This window comes from Lentibacillus salicampi, from assembly GCF_004565465.1.
Lineage (GTDB): Bacteria > Bacillota > Bacilli > Bacillales > Amphibacillaceae > Lentibacillus > Lentibacillus salicampi.
On the sequence record NZ_SRHY01000026.1, the window covers coordinates 14,772 to 31,903 of the forward strand.

The window sequence follows — 17,132 nt, forward strand, 5'->3', positions numbered from 1 at the left end:
TGTGAAGATGACTTGTTTCGGTATCAACTGCACCTCCCATAATGCAGATTGTGGTAATGCGGTGATACCACCTCCTTTAGTGCTCGTCAGTCGTGGAAAATCACTCATCCTACTGGCTTGAAGGTGGTGTCTTCTGTCCTATTATCTTCTCTGTATTTGTTTCGGGTTGCTTCGCCTCCACGAAGATGGCGGATTGATTTGTGATAGTCGAGTACGTCTTTGACCTGGTTGTAGAGTTCGGGATGTATTTCCGGCAAGCGTTCTGTTAAATCTTTGTGGACTGTGCTTTTGGAGACACCAAATTCCTTGGCTATCAATCGGACAGTTTTCCTCGTCTCCACGACATATTTACCTATCCTGATTGTCCTTTCTTTGATGTAATCGTGCACACCGTTCGCCTCCCTAAGTTGGATATTTCCGAGGTGTGGTTTGAGACAAGGTGATACAATGGACGCTGTTCACTTATCTTTTGGACAATTATTGTGTGCAGCTCTGGTTGTGTTTTCTTTATTGGATCAACTGTGGAAAAACCCCTTCACATATGACGTTTGTATGTATTGGATTAAAAATCGGATGGCTGGATGGAAAGCTACACAAGCTCTCACCTCAGACTTTTCTGAATGCTTGGTTTGTAATATTTTATTAACGGACAGCGTGGATTATGATTAAAATTACATGTTCGGGGAAATGGGGACAAGATGTATTTTTAGTCTGTTGCAAAAAAATGGCTTTTCGATGCTCATTGCAAAATCGGCTTATACACAAAAAATCCCGAAATCCTCAGGCAGCTCTTGTGCCTTTGGAAATACTTCGGGAGTCACTCGATTTTTTATTTACTTTGAGATATAATAAAAATGAAAACAGGGATAGGCTTTGAAGCTGTTTGCACACAGCTACGTAAATTGTCAATACAGAAAACCAATATACTGCCGGACTTGAGGGAATATCTTTTGCAAACTCATCCGGACTTTGAATCTTTTTAGTTATGAAACCCGACTGTCATTACAGCATATCACCGGTATCCGGATCATAATTCATTCCCGGTTGATCTGCGGGTGACCCCGTTGAGCCAATTGGCAAAACACCTAACAGTAATGTTGCAGCGACTCCTAAAGAAACAATAAATTTTTTCAATTGTAAGCTCCTCTCCGTGTAATTTTAAAAGCCTTCCCTGTTTTCATATCAAACAAATTGGCAGAAATGGTGCTCTCAATCCAGCGTATTCACAGTGTCTGCCGCCTTTCTTTTTGTTGAAGGACACGCAATGGCAGCCTGCTGAAAAAATAATCGCTTCGTTTTTCAATAAACTGGTTATACGCTTGAAGAAGAATGCTTTTATCCTGTTTAGCGACGCCCAAATAATACATTTTAAACGGGCTGTCCATTTCCATACGGTTTAAAATAGCTTCTGCTTTGGCATGGTTTCCTTTCGCGATTTCAATATGGGCTTGTTCACTTTCGTCCGTGGATGTGACGCCTTCTACCTTGCCAAAGTGCGCTGAGATAAAAGGAATATTCTGCTGTTCGATGATCTCCACAATCTTATGCAAATCTTCCTTTTGTGCGATTTTCAATGCTTCCGTAAAATGGTACATCGCCTGGAAATATGTGTCGTACGTGTACGATAATCCAAGACCCATGTGCAGACTAATTTTTGTTTCGGGATTGACTGTATGCGTAAGAATACGAAAAGCGTACTTGCGCGCAATAATCACTTCATTGCGGTAAAGGTAATAAATGAATAAGTTATGATATAACCGGCTGCGGAAACATTCGAGCAGAAATCCATCATTAATCTTTTCAAATAAATTTTGTTGTTTTTCCATGATATTGCCCAATTTTCCGTATTCATTCCATCTATAATAAATCGACGTTTTAATGAATTCCAGTAAGCACTTCAGCTCGGGTTCGTCTGTTTGCATTGTATTGGCCGACCTCAAAATGTCATGTGCTGAATACCGCCTTTTTTTACGGTCCAGTGTTAGTTGATAGACATCGGCCCAGTTTCGGTTGGATGAGGACTCTGAAGATTTATTCTTGATGATTAACCGCTGCAAATCATCATAACGGCCATTTGTAAATAAAAATTCCATGCCCTTTTTCCTGATATCATCGGAGGTTGCTTCCAGGCAAAATTTCCCCACCAGCTGCTGAACAGTGCGCTCATCGTATTCTTGCCGCAATACCAGTAATATTTGTTCCAAAGTCAGTTCATTATTGCCGGATAGGCTTACGATTGAATCAGACATAAGTTTCGCTCTGGAATTTGGCATGACTTCACCTCCTGTATCAAAAAGTTATCAGAATAAATTACTTCACAAAACATTCTGCAAAATCCTCTGTTTATATATATAATATCACAATTTTCGTCAAAATAAAGGGAAATCGTTCGACAAATTTTGCAGATATGGCAAAGTTTGGGTAGTGTGACACTTTATTCAGCAGATCGTTTTTTAATAATGTGAAAATCAACTGGAGACGTCAGCCATAAGAAAAGCGCAAGCGCCTTGTTCACCCCCGAAAAGCTTAAGCAAGAATTTGCAGTGGCGGGTTTGGCCACGTAAAATTATTGCTTAAGACCTCGAGGGGGTAGGCGCTGGCCGGCTAAGTTCGGCACGTCCTGTGCCAACGCCGGCACTAGTACGTCCTGTACGTCGAAGCTGGACATGGCTATTGCTGACAAAGAGCTTCATATAGCCGGAAATTTATACTTTCTTATCTTTAAAAAAATAACCCTAGTTACATTTACTAGGGTACTTGTGTTCATAGATTAAGTCTTATGTGATGTGGAAGATGAAGCAGCGTTCCTTTCACCTTCCACATCTATTAATCTTTACCGCCAGGTCTTGGCACATTATTTACGCGTCTTCCTCATCCCCGTCTGATTCTGAATTGTCATTGTCAGACGCATCAGATCCGCTGTCTTCTGCGCCATCGGAATCGGACTCAGTGCCGTCTTCTTTCGGAATGTCGGATTCAGTATTATCCTCTTCCGTTGCATCGGATTCAGATTCTCCCTCTTCCGTTGCATCGGATTGTTCATTTTCATGTTCGCTTCCGTCAGATTTCGGCTTTTCGTTTTCCGCTTTTTCATTTTCTGCTAAAGCTTCGTCAATAGCGCTCATTGGCTGATTGAAAAAGTTTTCCGGATTAACATCCTGGCCATCTTTTCTGATTTCAAAATGCAAATGTTTTCCGTTGTCTTTTCCGAAAAGGTTGTTTCCAGCGGTTCCAATCGTATCGCCTTGTTTAATTTGATCGTCAGCAGAAACCTGAACGTCTCCCAGGCTGGCATAATGGGTCGTTACGTCATTTTCGTGTGTTACTGTCACGACATTGCCCAGCATTGGATCTTCCTTGACTTCTGTAACTGTTCCACTTAATGACGCCAACACATCAAATGTTTCACCTTCAGCAGATGCAATATCGATACCTGTGCTTTGATAGTAACGGTCGTTGAATACGACAATTGCATTCTCCTGTTCTTCCTGGTCTGCATTGTAGTCATAGTATTTAGTTACGATTTCTGCTTGATCCATGTTTTCGACAGGCATTTGAATGACTTCCTGCTGATCCATGACAGGTTGTGCGTCCTCATCATGTTCGACTGGTGGATAGTCTTCTGTCCCCTCTTTCTGGCTTTCATCGATCTGGTTGCCAACGTTCTGGTACCAGACCACCAGTGACAGAAGGAGAGCAGCTAGCGTCAAGTACACTGCCGGAAAGAACCATTTCTTACGGAAAATGCGACTCCATTTATTTTTTGGAGTTCCGTTGTTTTCCTCATTCATTTGTCATCACCTCAACAACCATTCTGAGCAGAAAAATCGAAAACTATACATTTCGGGCAAAAAAATTCCCGTTTACATGCATTTTTTCTGACATACGGGATATATTAAGAGGTTTATCCGGCTGTTGAGCGTGACATGTTGACAATGTAGCTGCTGATTGGCATACCATTTGATCGCCCAGCCTAAGAGGGGGCCTATCCGGGTGGGCTCTCTTTTCGATAAAAATTAAACATACCCGGGATGTCATGGCACCCCGGGTATGCATTTAATTTACCACAGCACCCTCTCCACGGATTGACGCTTTCTTTTATTTAGCCACCAGCGCTGGAGCAGTATCGGATACGGTACTGACGTCCACCCCCTGATAATAATGCTTCACAATTTCTTGATAAGTTTTGCCGTCTTCTGCCATACCGTTTGCGCCGAATTGGCTCATCCCGATGCCGTGTCCGAATCCTTTCGTGGTAAAAATCAGATGGTCGTTCTTTTTTTCAATGGAAAAATCGCTTGACTTTAATCCCAGTTCCTCGCGAATTTTCCTTCCTGAATACGACTTTTCACCCATCGTGAGCTGATCGACGCGGTTTCCCTCCGTTCGGCTAACCTCCATTGACAGTTTATCAAGGGTTGGAAGGTCGGCTCCGAGCGATTCTTCCAGTTCAGTTTTAGTGAATATTTTTTGGTCCATAAATTTTTGTGTATTTGTATCCCATGGGCTTTCCACACTGCGTAAATAAGGGACTTTATTATCCCAATAGTCCTCCGAGTTTTCCGTATAGCCATTGCTTGTGGAAAAATAAGCGGCGGTAATCGGATTATTCTCATAGGTTAAAATTTCACCTTTTGTGGCGGCGACCGCTTTTTTTATTTTTGCCATTTCCTCCTCATAATCGCTTCCCATTGACTGTCGTAATTCCTGATCATTGTGATACACCTGATCACTTGTTGTGTCCGTTACATCCGATTGATCAGCACCATCTTGGTGAAGCAGGCGGTTGACGATAAATGTTCTCGCAGCCAGTGCCTGTGCCTTTAAGGCCTCCAGTTCAAATTCGGCCGGCGTTTCCGAGGCAACTACCCGAGAAACGTATGTCTCGAGCGGAACGGTTTCAACTTGTTCAGAGTTTGCCCGCATGACTTCGACCGCGAACGGGGAGTCCCCCATAGCGAGTTCAACATCATCACCTTTTTTTTCAACAGCTGCTTCCTCCTCGCCGGATTCGGTCATAAACGGTACAACAATTAATGTCGGAATGACCAGAATTATCGTCATTAAGCTGGATAAAAATAATATGGTTGATGCTTTCCATGCTGACGGAGATTTATTGATGTAAACCGGTTTCTTATTTTTTTGAAGCAGCTGCAGGGACTGTGCTTTACGCTGTTTATTCTTTTTTCTAATCCTGGGTATGATTTTATCTTTCTTCATGTATTGCCTCCTTCACAACATTTTCTGTACAGCCTCTAGCATTCCTCCTATTAAATTTTATACAGTTCAGGAAAACAATAGAACCAGAGATTATGAAATTCAATCCGTAAAATGCTCTAAAATCGAAATAAAGCCCGTGCATTATGACTGCACGGGCTTTTTCTTAATATGAACATCTGGACGATCGGTTTCATTCAATGTGTCTTCGTACAAATGACACGCGACATAGTGATCTTTTTCCACTTCTCGCCATTTGGGCGCTACCCTTGCACAGACATCCATTGCAAATGGACAGCGCGTGCGGAATACACAACCGCTCGGCGGATTAATCGGACTTGGCAGTTCCCCCTCCAGAATAATCCGTTCCCGCGTATCCTCAATATCCGGATCCGGGATCGGTATGGCTGACAAGAGTGCCTGTGTATATGGATGGAGTGGATTATCATAAAGCGAACCACTTGATGTCAGCTCGACCAGATTTCCCAGATACATCACACCAATCCGATCGGAAATTTGTTTGACCATGGATAAGTCATGGGCTATGAACAAAAACGTCAACCCTTTTTCCTCTTGCAGATTCTTTAATAGATTAACCACTTGGGCTTGAACGGACACATCCAACGCGGAAATCGGCTCATCGGCAATGATAAAATCAGGGTCAAGTGCGAGTGCACGGGCGATGCCGATCCGCTGCCGCTGTCCGCCACTGAATTCGTGCGGGTAGCGGTTGGCATGATCACGATTTAGACCGACTTCTTCCAAAAGCTCAATGACCCGGTCAAGTTGCTCGTTTTTGTTCGGATAAAGATCGTGCACTTCCATTGGTTCAGCGATCACTTCTTTAACAGTCGAACGCGGATTCAATGATGCATACGGATCCTGGAAAATCATTTGCATATGACGGTAAAATTGAAAGGTTTCCTTATCATCCAATTCATGCACATTTTGACCGTCATAAAAAACATCGCCTGCCGTTTTGTCGTAAAGCCCCATTATGGTGCGTCCGACCGTTGTTTTCCCGCAGCCCGATTCACCGACGAGTCCGAATGTTTCTCCTTTATTAATATGGAACGTCACGTCATTAACAGCTTGCAGTAATTGCCCTTTGCCCATCTTGAAATGTTTGGTCAAGTTGTTGATTTGTAATATTTTCCCATCCATTATGATTGCCCCTCCGCTTGCCTCCAGTATCTGGTTGCAGCACATAACTCTGTTTCATATTTTGTCCCTTTAAGTTCTATCAGTTCAATGCCTCTTCCGGTTTGTGGCGAGTGCAGCATTTTGCCGTTCCCATAGTAAAAACCGACATGATGCAGGCTGCCTTCCCCTTCTTCATAAGCAAAAAAGAGCAGATCACCCGGTTCAAGTGCGTCATACGCGACTTTTTGACCTGCCTGTGCCTGGTCACCGGCATCACGCGGAATCTGATAGCCATTTGCTTGATGCATGGCATAGGCAAACCCTGAGCAGTCATAACCGAATGAACTCATACCGCCCCAGAAATAATCCAGCCCCACGTAAGGTTCCCCGGCTTTTAACAGCTCGGTGCCAGGCTTTGTTGGCAATCCATCTTCTGACCGGAAAACGGTGACGTCTTTTTCGTGTAAAAACTGATACCCATGCGGCGTTTGCACTTTAACGCGATTGCCTGCTTTTTGTTCAACCGGTAAAACCGTCATATAACTGAGTTTCATGATGTTGGTGCCGTCTTCTGCTTCCAGCCACGCATGCGGTGTTGTGATAGCGGCTGATGCCTCATGCTGCCAATTCTGTTTGTTGACTTTTATCAGCTGATTCAGCGGAACCCAGCCTGGATACCCACGTTCATCCTTTACCGAGGGTTGCGCCGGGATGACGACATGTGCCCAGTCTTCCTGTATATCAGTAATCATGACCGCTTCCCCGTACAGTGTTTGTGTCTGGACACGATTTTCATCGGACAGGGCCACGGTGGATTCATAACTGAGATGGTTTAGCCAATTATCGATGTCAGTCGGATTGCTAATACCCGATTCATCCATTGCTCGCGGTGACGACGGTGATGTCCATATTGTTGCGACCTGCACCGCTGTCACCCATATTTCCTCTGAAAATTGATCAAACGTTTGTTTAGTCATCCGGTGCTCCCCCTTTAAGCTGATAATCTGATATTTGCTATTTTCGTACACCCTTCACCTTAGAAAAACTCGGCATTCGCCTCGTCTTATAGCGAGTGTCGAAGTTTTTCTTATAAGGTCAACCATCATTTATACTTTCTGACGTTGTGAAAAATTTCACGTCCTGTAATGGCGATCAATTTAATCACGCCTTTACACCCGCTTCAACCGTCAGTGACTTGTCAGCTGTCCTTAGTGTGGCAGTTTCCCCTAATGGAAGTGAAAAGTTCGGGAAACAGTGACCGATCTTAAATCCGGACACCACCGGACAACTCAGCCCGGAAAAATAGTGGTAAAAGACCTGTTCCAGCGAAAGGGATGGTTTTCCTTCCGGTGGCTCTGCGTCAGCAAAATCGCCGATGATAATTCCCACTGCCGCATGCAATTTGCCGGCAAGTTTCAGCTGATTAAGCATGGCATCAACCCGGTATGGTTCCTCACCGATATCTTCAAGCAAAAGCAATTTACCCTTCGTATCGATTTCAAACGGTGTCCCGAGTGTGCTGACGAGGAGTGACAGATTCCCGCCGACGAGTTCCGCTGTTGCTTCCCCCGGGACGATCACACTCAGCTGGGAAATATCATCTGAATAATGCAGTGTTACAGGATCGAACAGCTGCTCAAACATTTTGGCTGATAACGTGTCAAAGTTTTCATCAGCTATATCCGATACCGGCATCGGTCCATGAAACGTTGTTAAATCCGTCTGCTGGCGGATAGCCGTATGTAAATAGGTGATGTCGCTATAGCCCCATAAAATTTTAGGATGCTGCCGGATTAGATGATAATCCAACCGACTGGCGATTCTAGGCGTCCCATAGCCGCCGCGGGCAAAAATGATCGCGCGAATGGCGTCATCAGCAATCATTTGATGAAAGTCGGCAAGCCGTGCGTCATCTGTCCCGGCCAGATAGCCATGTTCCAGTTGGATCGTGTTGCCGAGCAAAACTCGCAATCCCATCTGTTCGAAAAACGGAATCGCTTGTTGTACAAGGCTCATTTCAGCAGGGCTCGCCGGTGCCGTGATGCCAATTGCATCACCTTTTGCTAAACGTTGCGGCTTCATGTTTAACCAGTCCTTTTTGATATGTATTAAAAAGTGAAGCGGAAGAAGGGCACACGCTGTGAACCCTTCCTCCTTCTGCACTTCTAACGTTTCGCGATTTTTCGATGATTTCGATCGATTTCGTGCTGTTCTCGCTCGGCTTTACGCCGCACTTGCTCGATTTGACAGCTTACTCGCTCGATTTGATAGCTTACTCGCTCGATTTGGCGTCGCCCTCGCTCGACTTTACGCCACTCTTGCTCGATCTCAACGCCCTTTCGCTCAAATTCTTTTTCCATTGGCATGAATGTTTCGGACTGGAGTTTGTCGCCCCCGTCGAAATCAACCCTATTTGCTATTCAATATCCGTCCATTTTAATTCCAAATAGCCAACCGGATGGCGTACCACGTCTTTTACGTTATCTTTGTAAATATAGACCTGGTTATAATAATGGATTGGGAAGAACGGCATTTCATCTGCCAGAACCTTTTCTGCTTCGGACATCAGCTCCCAGCGTTTTTCCTCATCCGTCTCTTGCTTGGCTTGGGCCATCAGTTCATCATACTCCTCATTTGACCAGCCTGTGCGATTCATGGAGGCGTCCGTAATAAAGCTTTCCAGGAAGTTGATCGGATCCCCATAATCAAAGATGAACGAGCTTCTGGAAAATTGCATGTTCAGTGATTTTTGGTCTTCCAGGAAGACGTTCCATTCCGTATTCGCCAGTTCAACGTCAACGCCAAGGTTTTCACTGTACATATTTTGCATCGTTTCAGCAATCGCTTTATGCTGTTCGTCTGTGTTGTATGTCAAGGTCACTGGTGGCAATTCGTCATAGCCTTCCTCTTCCATGCCTTCTTCCAACAATTGTTTAGCCTTTTCCGGGTCAAAGTTTACCAGCTCACCATTCGCTTCACGGAAGTCATCCCCGGATGGAGTCGTAAAGCCTGGTGACACGAACGCTTTCGCTGCTTTTTCTTTGTTCTTGGTCACATAGTCAACAATATCCTCCTGGTTGGTGGCCAGCGCGAATGCTTTCCGGATTTTCTTATTCTGGAATGGTTCTTCCGTGACATTAAAGCGGTAAAAGTAAAGCCCAGCCTGCTCTTCAATAACGACATTGTCGCCGTCAATCAACTGATCCGCCAAATCGGATGGAATTTCAGTCATATCCAGTTCATCACTTTCAAACATCTGGTACTCGGTATTGACATCGTTCACCATGGCCCAATGCACTTTATCAAGGTTAACGGTATCGCTGTCCCAATACTCCTCGTTCCTGGCAAAGACCAGTTCCTGATCATGTGTCCATGACGTCAGCTTAAATGGTCCATTGGAAACGAACGAGTCTGCTTCCGAGTACCATTCCGGGTTTTCTTCGGCAACTTCTTTATTGACCGGAAAAAAAGCCGGGTTGGTCAGCACATGCAGGAAGAATCCTGTTGGTGCAGTCAATGTTACTTCAAACGTTTTTTCATCAATCGCTTCAACCGCCACATCGTCCGCTGAACCATCACCGGCATTGAATGCTTCACCGCCCTCAATGAAATAGCCGAGAAATGCTGCGGACGAGCCTGTTTCCGGATCCAGCAGCTGCTTCCATGCGTAGACAAAGTCTTCAGCCGTTACCGGATCACCATTCGACCAGTTGGCATCCTCCCGCAGGTGAAAGGTATACGTTTTCCCGTCATCGGATACATCCCAATCCTCCGCCATTGCCGGCTGTGGCATGTCATCCTTGCCGAGTCGTGTCAGACCTTCCATCAGGTTGTTCAATACAGTCCACGAAACGCTATCAAACCCGATCGGAGGGTTCAATGATGTCGGTTCTTCGCCATTATTCATGCGTAACACTTTTTCGTCGCCGCTGTCTGTTTCTTCTGTTGCCTCTGTGTCTGAATCCGATCCGGACGATTCCTCTTCACTGCTTCCATCATCTCCAGTTGACGTTGTACATGCCGCCAGCACTAAAACGAAAGCGGCAAACATGAGTAACAAAAACCCCTTTTTCTTCATGCTTTTGTTCTCCCCCTTGTTATGTTTTGTCGGCTGCTTGAGCCACAAGCTGTTCAGCCCGATCATCCTGGAGCCAGCAATCCACTTTGTGTGTATCGCTCAGTTCCGTCTGGAGCGGGTAAACTTTATCACACACCTCCATGGCCATGGAGCACCGCGCTGTGAACGGGCATCCTTGTGGAGGTGAGAATAAATCCGGCGGTGTTCCGTCAATCGGGATCAGATTCGCCCCTTTTATATCCAGTCTCGGCACAGATTTTAATAACCCTTTTGTGTACGGATGTTCCGGATGATAGAATATTTCCTTTCGAGTCCCTTCCTCGATAATTTTGCCGGCGTACATGACGACAATTCGATCAGCTATTTTCGCGACAACGCCAAGATCATGCGTGATTAAAATGATCGAAACGCCGGTCTGCTCTTGAATTGTTTCGAAGAGTTCCAATATCTGTGCCTGGATGGTCACATCAAGTGCTGTCGTTGGCTCGTCAGCAATCAGGAGTTCTGGTTCGCAAATCAGCGCAATGGCAATCACAATCCGCTGTCTCATGCCGCCGCTGAACTGGTGCGGATATTGCTTGAACCGCTCTTCCGGGTTCGGAATCCCGACCAGATTCATCATCTCCAGTGCTCTTTCCTTTGCCTCAGCTCTTGATGTTTTCCGATGTTCCATTAACCCTTCAACAAGCTGTGTGCCAATCGTTAAAGTCGGATTCAATGCCGTCATCGGATCTTGGAAAATCATTGAAATATCAACACCGCGGATCGAACGCATGGCTTTTTGCGAAAACTGGGTCAGATCCTTTCCCTTAAATTCAATTGTCCCGTTTGAAATTTTTCCGGGCGGATCAGGTATCAGGCGCATAATCGCATTTGACGTCACGCTTTTCCCGCAGCCGGATTCCCCGACAATGGCTAATGTCTCCCCTTTATGTAAATCAAAACTGACGCCCCGTACCGCTTGAACGGTCCCGCCAAATGTTGAAAAGGTTACGTGCAGGTCGTTCACTTCCAGTATTTTTTCCATCTGTACACCTACTTTCTCAACTTCGGATCAAGTGCATCCTGAAGCCCGTCACCCAGTACGTTAAACGCGAACATCGTAAATGAAATAAAGAAGGCCGGGAAAAACAACGTCCACCAATAGCCTGATAAAATCGCCCCCAGTGCATCATTTGCCATCACACCCCAGCTGGCGTATGGCGACTGGATACCCAGTCCAAGGAAACTTAGAAACGCTTCAGCAAAAATGGCGTTCGGCACTGTCAGGGTCATTTGAACAATGATCGGTCCCATCGTATTCGGGAGCAAATTTTTCCGGATAATGCGTGGCGTCCTGGTACCAAATGATTTCGATGCGAGCACAAATTCAAAGTTTTTGATCTGGAGGACCTGCCCCCTGACAATCCTGGCCATCCCGACCCAGCCGGTGACAGACAGCGCGATAATAATTGTTGTCAGGCTTGGACCCATCACTACCAGCAGCAAAATGACCACCAGCAGGTATGGCAATCCATATAAAATTTCAATAATCCGCATCATGAGACTGTCTGTCCGGCCGCCTTTATAACCGGACACGCCACCATAGATTACCCCGACAAAAAAGTCAATCAAGGCTGCCATTAACCCGACAAACAGGGAAATCCGGGCACCGTACCATGTCCTTGTGAAAACATCACGCCCGAGTGAATCGGTCCCAAACCAATGGTCAATGGACGGCGGCAGGAACTGGTCCGGGCGATTCTGGTCTGTGACCACGTATGGCGACAGAATCGGACCAATAACGGCAAGGATCCCCAATATGACCAGGAAAACCAGACCGGCCATTGCCAGTTTATTTTTTTTGAGTCGTTTCCATGCATCTTTCCAATAAGAAAGGGATGGGCGCGAAACGGTTTCAGCCGCCTCGGGATCTTTATCTTTCCATTTGAACCAATCATCCGGTATATCGGCAGGAGAATGAACAAATTTTGTTTGATCGCTTGAAGTCATGCTAGTCTCCTCCCTTTGTGTGCAGTTTAATTCTCGGATCAAGGAAGCCGTAAGCGATATCTACCAGGAACAGCATAACAATCAAAAAAGCACTGTAAAAAACGGTTGTCCCCATAATCACCGGATAATCTCTTTGGTTAATGCTTTCGACAAAATACTTCCCCATCCCCGGAATTCCGAAAATCTGTTCAATCACAAACGTCCCTGTCAAAATGCCGGCAAGGAGTGTCCCCATAATCGTCACAACCGGCATGAGGGCATTTTTCAGTGCATGCTTGATGATAATTTTCCATGGCTTTAACCCTTTTGCCCGGGCCATTTTGATGTAATCCTGTGTCAGGACTTCAAGCATCGTCGAGCGGGTCAGCCGAGCGATAATCGCCATTGGACCGGTCGCCAGCGCGATGGTTGGCATAATCATATGCACAGGACTTGACCATGTTGCGGCAGGCAAAATGTTCCAATACACAGCCAATGTTTGAATCAGCAGTGTCGCAAGGACAAAGTTCGGAATCGATATCCCTAAAACAGCAATCGTCATGGCGAGATAATCAATGATGCCATTGTGCTTCAAGGCTGCAAATATGCCGAGTATGATGCCGGAAATGACCGCAACGATGATCGTCGCCATCCCAAGCTCAAATGAAATCGGAAATCCCCGCCCGAGCAAGTCATTAACCGTTTCAGTCGGCTGTTTAATGGATGGACCGAAATCAAATGTGACAATTGATTTTATGTAAAGCAAATACTGTATGTAATAAGGCTCATCTAAATTATAATGTGCCTCAAGGTTGGCCTGGACTGTCTCATTGGTCGTCCGTTCCTCATTCAGCGGTGACCCGGGCAGTGTCACCATCAGAACAAACGTCAGTGTGATAATAATCCAAAGTGTCACAACCATGACGGCGAACCGTTTTAAAATATAACCCAGCATGCTGCCACCCCCCATGTAGATAGTTGTCTTCTGTAAGCGATTACAAATGACTGGTTCAGATATATTCTTTTTTCTACCAAAACGAAAAACGGTATGTGCTCTCCTAATTTTCTTAAATTTTACCATACTTTAAATAAATTGCAATATAAAATTAAACGAATAATCGACAAGGGAATGAGAGGAAAAGCCGTTGCAGGATATAGTTAATGGTTTAGGTATACGTATGAGTAACAAACGCGATGATGACAGACAAAAAACAGACGAATGCGCGATGCACCATCTGTTTTCTGCTGACCGTTTTTTATTTATTTTTCACTTCAGGATTCAGATACTTCTGCCACAGCCTCATCATTCACAATTTCTGCTTGAGCAAACGGATTGACAGGATGCCCATCTTCATCTACACGTTCAATATCGGCTCCCAATCCGGCCAGTTTTTCGGTGAAATCAACATAACCGCGGTCAAGATGCTTTAATTCGGTCACACGTGTATAACCATCAGCGACTAAGCCTGCCAATGTCAGTGCGGCAGCAGCACGCAAATCCGTCGCTGCTACTTCTGCACCCTGAAGACTGGCAGGACCTTCAATTATCACACTGCGGCCTTCAATTTTCATTTTGGTATTCATGCGGCGGAATTCCTCCACATGCATAAACCGGTTCTCAAACACCGTTTCTGTGATTACACTTGTGCCATAAGCATTCAGCATGAGCGCCATCATTTGCGATTGCATGTCTGTTGGAAATCCGGGATGTGGCAATGTTTTAATATCCGTAGCAAGTAATTTATCAGGACCAATCACACGGATACCATCTTCCTCTTCAAAGATGGTCACACCCATTTCTTCCAGCTTGGAAATAACAGAACGCAAATGTTCACTTTCCGCATTTTGGATCAGGATATTCCCGCCGGTTATAGCGCCTGCAACCATAAACGTGCCAGCCTCTACCCGGTCCGGAATAATCGTATGTTCGGCACCGTGCAGTTTCTCAACACCCTCGATACGGATTGTCTCCGTTCCGGCACCAACAACTTTGGCTCCCATTTTATTCAAGAAGTTAGCCAAATCTACAATTTCCGGTTCCTTTGCACAGTTTTCAATAATGGTTTTTCCTTCCGCAAGTGCTGCTGCCATCATAATATTTTCGGTTGCCCCGACACTCGGCATATCCAAATAAATCTTTGCACCATGAAGACGTCCAGGAGCTTCCAATTCCACGTATCCATTCCCAACATGTACATGTGCTCCCATTGCTTCAAAGCCTTTTAAGTGCAAATCAATTGGCCGCGAGCCGATCGCACAGCCCCCGGGCATTGCTACTTTTGCATGACCATAACGCGCCAATAACGGTCCAAGAACCAGTACAGACGCACGCATTTTTCGCACGTATTCGAAGGGAGCTTCAGTTAGAATGTTAGTTGACGCATCCGTATAAACGGTGTTATTTTCAAATTGTACAGTCGCATTCATGTTTCGTAATACTTCATTGATTGTATACACATCAGCCAGGACAGGGACGTCACGAATAACACTTTTCCCTTCGCTGGCAAGTATGCTGGCGGTTATGACTGGTAGAACAGCGTTTTTAGCTCCCTCCACTTTCACGGAGCCATTCAGTCGTTCCCCGCCTCTTACGATGATCTTTTCCATATTCTATTCCCCTTATAATCCAATTTCACTATATTAATATTCATTAATCAGGATAGGTGTGCCTATCATCAAACGCTTGCTGTCGTGTGTACCGTTTTGAACCACCATTTGCACGTTCATCGGTTGTTTCATCGTAATCGACTGTTCCCATAGTGGTGTATACCCGTACACGATTTTCTTAACCGTTGAATTTTCTACGTTATCAGTCTGTTTCCGGATATTCTTTAATTGCAATGATTGTTTCAGTTGTTTAAAAACATATGCATTATTTATTTTAGCATCAATGTCTGCTGTAAGGCAAGCAAATTTTGTCGACTTATGTGTAAAATATGTCGTATGTATGGCATCCATCCGACTGAAGTAACGCTCCGCTATAGAATCATTCCAGTTCTTCCCTTTTAATACAGCAACTAGTTCTGCCTGATGCATCGGGTTTTTCGGAATGACAACACTATACGTTTCGGATAGATGTGCTTCTTTTTGTACGCGTTCAATAAAATATTTTATCGCGTTTTCGTCTTTTGTACGAGAGACCTTATAACTATTTTTATTCTGTATTTTTTCCAAAATGCTTTCGATTGCTTCCTCGTTTATTTCTTCTTTTATCGTCACCTGCCAGTTGTCCACTGAAAAGTTATTGCTGGTCATCGCGTTTGCCAGGCCGGTCATTTCATCGGTCCGATTGGCAAATGCCGTTGTATTTATGGTCATTAAAATAAAAATACTCGTAATCAGTGCAAGCTTTCGCATACAAAAATCCCCCTTGTTCAACTATATAACCAGTATGAACAAGAGGGCTTTCTAACATACGCAAAATAATAGTTTTATAGAATTTGTTCAAAAAGTCCGGTGAAAATGATCCATCGTAGCAGTCGCTCCTTGTGATCCGCCTGTTTGAACAGGCATTTCAGAAAGCTTCTGAGGTTCCGTTAGATCAAAAAAGATACATCAGATCCTGTGACCATTGAATGAACTCAAGGAAAAACCTGCTGACGCCAGTGCCAATGAAAATTGCGATGAACATAATCAGCACTCTGGCTTCCGTTTCCCGGCCCTTTCGGATAAGCGGGTCAAAATTAATGGTCGTGATTACCCGCCACGTAATATAAATAAATATCAAATGCGAAATCATACTTATAATTGCCGTTACACCAATTGAAGAAAACATACTTCCACACCTTTATCTGTTATCAGGAAATTCTCTTTCCTCATGTCAATTGTTACTTTGCCACGGATCAGGCCGCTTGTCAAATCGCGCGACCCATTTGGCAGTTATATTGCATCGACAGCTATTATTATTACCCGGGAAATATCGACAGAAATATTACCCTTTTGGAGTTGCATTCATTGGAATGGCGCAGGGCCTCTTTGAAGGATTCCTGTTGATATTTGCGGTCTTCTGCCGATTCCCGCGCTCTTCTGCTGATTCTTCCGCTCTTCTGCCGATTCCCGCGCTCTTCTGCTGATTCCCGCGCTCTTCTGCCGATTCTTCCGCTCTTCTGCCGATTTCCGCGCTCTTCTGCCGATTCTCACGCTCTTCTGCCGATTCCCGCGCTCTTCTGCTGATTCTTCCGCTCTTCTGCCGATTTCCGCGCTCTTCTGCCGATTCTCACGCTCTTCTGCCGATTCTCACGCTCTTCTGCCGATTCCCGCGCTCTTCTGCTGATTCTTCCGCTCTTCTGCCGATTTCCGCGCTCTTCTGCCGATTCTCACGCTCTTCTGCTGATTCTTCCGCTCTTCTGCCGATTTCCGCGCTCTTCTGCCGATTCTCACGCTCTTCTGCCGATTCTCACGCTCTTCTGCCGATTCTCACGCTCTTCTGCCGATTCTCACGCTCTTCTGCCGATTCCCGCGCTCTTCTGCCGATTCTTCCGCTCTTCTGCCGATTTCCGCGCTCTTCTGCCGATTCTTCCGCCATCCATTCGCGCGTGCAAGCAAAAAATCTCTTATAACAAAATGGTTATAAGAGATTCTACCTTTATTCTATATATAACGGACCGTAACCCGCTAAAGCACGCCGGTAACTGTCCCTTAACGCCCAATTCAGCCGGACGTGCATGTTGCATACCACAAAGGTGTTGCAACAAGACAAGGAAAACTGGGTAAGTGGTCCATC

The 17,132-nt window shown here is 45.2% G+C and carries 18 protein-coding genes; all 18 read right to left on the reverse strand.

What is annotated here, in order from left to right; translation table 11 throughout:
• Nucleotides 1–104: 104 nt before the first annotated feature.
• A complete protein-coding gene (spoIIID, locus tag E4U82_RS13325; RefSeq protein ID WP_135110665.1) occupies nt 105–389 on the reverse strand; it encodes a sporulation transcriptional regulator SpoIIID in 285 nt (94 codons plus the stop codon).
• Nucleotides 390–1,002: 613 nt separating this feature from the next.
• Nucleotides 1,003–1,134 carry a hypothetical protein gene (locus E4U82_RS20480; protein WP_280689145.1) on the reverse strand — a complete coding sequence of 44 codons (132 nt, stop codon included), beginning with the start codon at nt 1,132–1,134 and terminating at the stop codon, nt 1,003–1,005.
• Nucleotides 1,135–1,223: 89 nt separating this feature from the next.
• On the reverse strand, nt 1,224–2,273 hold the full coding sequence (locus E4U82_RS13330; RefSeq protein ID WP_135110666.1) for an AimR family lysis-lysogeny pheromone receptor: 1,050 nt from the start codon (nt 2,271–2,273) through the stop codon (nt 1,224–1,226).
• 585 nt (nt 2,274–2,858) lie between these two features.
• Nucleotides 2,859–3,791, reverse strand: a complete 933-nt coding sequence (gene spoIIQ, locus E4U82_RS13335) for a stage II sporulation protein SpoIIQ (protein WP_135110667.1) — start codon at nt 3,789–3,791, stop codon at nt 2,859–2,861.
• Between the two features lie 307 nt (nt 3,792–4,098).
• Nucleotides 4,099–5,220 (reverse strand): stage II sporulation protein D, encoded by a 1,122-nt coding sequence (gene spoIID / locus E4U82_RS13340; protein WP_135110668.1) that lies wholly within the window; start codon nt 5,218–5,220, stop codon nt 4,099–4,101.
• Nucleotides 5,221–5,361: 141 nt separating this feature from the next.
• Complete coding sequence (locus tag E4U82_RS13345) at nt 5,362–6,381, reverse strand: ABC transporter ATP-binding protein (protein WP_135110669.1); 1,020 nt, start codon at nt 6,379–6,381, stop codon at nt 5,362–5,364.
• The gene (locus E4U82_RS13350; protein WP_135110670.1) at nt 6,381–7,337 is read right to left on the reverse strand and encodes a C40 family peptidase; all 957 of its coding nucleotides are present in this window, start codon (nt 7,335–7,337) and stop codon (nt 6,381–6,383) included. The genes E4U82_RS13345 and E4U82_RS13350 overlap by 1 nt, the downstream gene beginning before the upstream one ends.
• A 184-nt stretch (nt 7,338–7,521) precedes the next feature.
• A complete protein-coding gene (locus E4U82_RS13355; protein ID WP_135110671.1) occupies nt 7,522–8,442 on the reverse strand; it encodes a S66 peptidase family protein in 921 nt (306 codons plus the stop codon).
• A gap of 334 nt (nt 8,443–8,776) precedes the next feature.
• Nucleotides 8,777–10,438, reverse strand: coding sequence for a peptide ABC transporter substrate-binding protein (locus tag E4U82_RS13360; protein WP_135110672.1), 1,662 nt, complete (start codon nt 10,436–10,438; stop codon nt 8,777–8,779).
• Nucleotides 10,439–10,457: 19 nt separating this feature from the next.
• Nucleotides 10,458–11,465, reverse strand: coding sequence for an ABC transporter ATP-binding protein (locus E4U82_RS13365; RefSeq protein ID WP_135110673.1), 1,008 nt, complete (start codon nt 11,463–11,465; stop codon nt 10,458–10,460).
• 8 nt (nt 11,466–11,473) lie between these two features.
• The gene (locus E4U82_RS13370; RefSeq protein ID WP_135110674.1) at nt 11,474–12,430 is read right to left on the reverse strand and encodes an ABC transporter permease; all 957 of its coding nucleotides are present in this window, start codon (nt 12,428–12,430) and stop codon (nt 11,474–11,476) included.
• Nucleotide 12,431: 1 nt separating this feature from the next.
• Complete coding sequence (locus E4U82_RS13375; RefSeq protein ID WP_135110675.1) at nt 12,432–13,364, reverse strand: ABC transporter permease; 933 nt, start codon at nt 13,362–13,364, stop codon at nt 12,432–12,434.
• A gap of 317 nt (nt 13,365–13,681) precedes the next feature.
• Nucleotides 13,682–15,016, reverse strand: coding sequence for a UDP-N-acetylglucosamine 1-carboxyvinyltransferase (gene murA, locus E4U82_RS13380; RefSeq protein WP_135110676.1), 1,335 nt, complete (start codon nt 15,014–15,016; stop codon nt 13,682–13,684).
• A 33-nt stretch (nt 15,017–15,049) separates the two neighbouring features.
• Nucleotides 15,050–15,766, reverse strand: coding sequence for a YwmB family TATA-box binding protein (locus E4U82_RS13385; RefSeq protein WP_135110677.1), 717 nt, complete (start codon nt 15,764–15,766; stop codon nt 15,050–15,052).
• Between the two features lie 184 nt (nt 15,767–15,950).
• The gene (locus E4U82_RS13390; RefSeq protein WP_135110678.1) at nt 15,951–16,184 is read right to left on the reverse strand and encodes a DUF1146 family protein; all 234 of its coding nucleotides are present in this window, start codon (nt 16,182–16,184) and stop codon (nt 15,951–15,953) included.
• 176 nt (nt 16,185–16,360) lie between these two features.
• Nucleotides 16,361–16,549, reverse strand: coding sequence for a hypothetical protein (locus E4U82_RS13395; protein ID WP_135110679.1), 189 nt, complete (start codon nt 16,547–16,549; stop codon nt 16,361–16,363).
• A 96-nt stretch (nt 16,550–16,645) separates the two neighbouring features.
• Nucleotides 16,646–16,789, reverse strand: coding sequence for a hypothetical protein (locus E4U82_RS19925; RefSeq protein ID WP_167751416.1), 144 nt, complete (start codon nt 16,787–16,789; stop codon nt 16,646–16,648).
• A 16-nt stretch (nt 16,790–16,805) separates the two neighbouring features.
• Nucleotides 16,806–16,934, reverse strand: a complete 129-nt coding sequence (locus E4U82_RS20485) for a hypothetical protein (protein WP_280689157.1) — start codon at nt 16,932–16,934, stop codon at nt 16,806–16,808.
• Between the last annotated feature and the right edge of the window lie 198 nt (nt 16,935–17,132).